Origin of the sequence: Caballeronia arationis, from assembly GCF_001544975.2 — a bacterium.
Lineage (GTDB): Bacteria > Pseudomonadota > Gammaproteobacteria > Burkholderiales > Burkholderiaceae > Caballeronia > Caballeronia arationis.
In genome coordinates, this window is the sequence record NZ_FCOG02000362.1 from 1 (window position 1) to 2,328 (window position 2,328).

1 protein-coding gene and 1 pseudogene are annotated in these 2,328 nt (G+C 57.6%); one reads left to right on the forward strand and one right to left on the reverse strand.

The features are described 5' to 3' along the window. Window positions 1-365 precede the first annotated feature (365 nt). Entirely contained in the window at window positions 366-1,871 is a 1,506-nt protein-coding gene (locus AWB81_RS42180) for an MltF family protein (RefSeq protein WP_062644465.1), read from the forward strand. A gap of 69 nt (window positions 1,872-1,940) precedes the next feature. Here AWB81_RS42180 and AWB81_RS49090 read toward each other — a convergent pair. Next, a pseudogene (locus AWB81_RS49090) lies at window positions 1,941-2,328 on the reverse strand (AMP-binding enzyme); the annotation flags it as partial.

The following is a 2,328-nucleotide window of genomic DNA, read 5'->3' on the forward strand; positions in this document are numbered from 1 at the left end:
CGCGATCTACTGCACTACAACCTGCAGAGCGTGCGCGCCTATCTGCTTAAGGAAGAGTTTCAACAACTCTGGGAGTAACTTTCTATGATCATGTGGACCGGCCCGGACGGCGCTTCCGCACGAATACGCGCTTGAATTCGCGATCCGCGGAGCCGGCGATGGATCAGCGCACTTGCTTATTGCAATCGTTACGCATATGTGCCAGCGTTTAACTGTCACGTTCCGTCGTGCGACGCACCGGCTCAAGGGCTGCAACCGATATCACCGGTCGAAAATCCCTTGCGACCTGCTCGTAACAGAACTGCGAATACGTTGAGACAATGCATACAAATTCCGAATAGTCGTTCGCACGGAAAGGGCATGTCATGACGAGACGCCGCTTTTTTGCCGCCCTGCTGGTTGGGATCTCGGTGCTCCTACCGCCGGCGCGGGCCGAGTCAGGACCGAGTGCGCCTACTATCGCACCAGCATCCGCGCCACCGGGTGCTGTCGCGAAAACCCGCCAGATGAACATCGCGGCCAAACCATGGACCGGCGACTTTGACGCGATGCTCGAGCGCCGCGTGATCCGCTTTCTTGTGCCGTACAGCCGTACGTTGTACTTCAACGACAAAGGCCGAGAACGTGGCTTGACTGCTGAATTCGCGCGAGACTTCGAACGGTACGTCAACAAGCGCTATGCCAGCCACCTCGGAAAACGCCCGCTCACAGTCCTTTTGATACCAACGACCCGGGACAAACTCCTGGCGAACCTTCAGGCCGGGCTGGGCGACATCTCGGCGGGCAACCTGACGGCGACCGATGAGCGCCGCAAGTTTGTGGACTTCGTTGCGCCGCGTGACCGCAAGCCGGTCAGAGAACTGATCGTGACCGGGCCTGGCGCTCCGGCTATCGCCACGCTGGACGACCTCGCGGGGAAGCAAGTCTATGTACGCAAGGCGACGAGTTACTACGAGAGTCTAACGGCGCTCAACGACCGGTTCAGGAAAGCAGGCAAGCCGGTCATGCAGATAGTGCTGCTACCTGACGCACTCGAAGATGAGGACACGCTCGAAATGCTGAACGCGGGAATGCTTCACATGGTGGTGGTCGATGACTGGAAAGCAAAGCTGTGGGCGCAAGTCCTGCCTCGGGTCAACATTAGGGAGGATCTGGCGGTACGCAGCGAAGGCTATGTCGGTTGGGCGATCAGGAAAAACAGTCCTCAACTGCAGGCTGCGGTGACTGAGTTCTATAACGAGTTTGCTAAAAAGCAGGGTGTCATCGACTATCGGCTCGCACAGTTCATGAAGCGTATCAAGCAGGTCACCGATGCTTCGGGGGCGGCGGAGAGCAAGCGTTTCGACGAAACACTTGCCCTCTTCGAGAAGTACGGCAAGCAGTATGGCTTCGACCCTCTGATGCTGGCCGCGCTAGGCTATCAGGAATCGCAGTTGAACCAGTCGGCCCGAAGCCACGTTGGCGCGGTCGGAGTCATGCAGTTGATGCCAAAAACAGGCGAGGAAATGGCGGTTGGCAACATTGGCGTGACCGAATCGAACATCCATGCTGGAACCAAATACATGGATCGGCTGATGACACGCTACTTTCCGGATGCGCACTTCGATGACACCACTCGTGCAATGTTTGCGTTCGCGAGCTATAACGCGGGGGCGGCAAAAATTGCAAAGATGCGCACGGAAGCCGCGGCACGCGGGCTCGATCGGGACAAGTGGTTCAATAACGTCGAAATCGTAGTCGCGGAGAAGATCGGCATCGAAACCACAACGTACGTACGCAACATCTACAAGTATTACGTTGCATATCGCCTAATAGTCGATTCGCAGGACGCGCGCGACAGGGCGATTCGCAAAATGCAGCCCGGTGAGTGACCGTTGCCCGGGCGGAGTCGACCCCGAATGTACCACTGACGCGAAGGCGGAGCTCCATGGGGCACTGGGTCAGGCGATGCGTTGGCGTTCCACTGGCTGCATCAGGAACTCGCCGAAGCGCTCTCGCAACTGATTCCAGAATTTTTCCTGTTGCACCCAGCGGGATCTCGTCGATGAAAACCACATCGTCCGGTGTCCACCACTTCGCGATTTTCCCTTCGTAGAAGCCAAGCAACTGCTCGCGGGAAAGCTCGGTTCCTGTTTTCCTGACCACTACGAGCAGCGGCCGCTCGTCCCACTTCGGATGGCGGGCCGCGATGCACGCCGCCATGGATACCGCCGGGTGAGCCATGGCGATATTCTCAAGGTCGATGGAGCCAATCCATTCGCCACCCGACTTGATTACGTCTTTGCTGCGATCAGTGATTTGCATAAAGCCATCGGAATCGATGGTCGC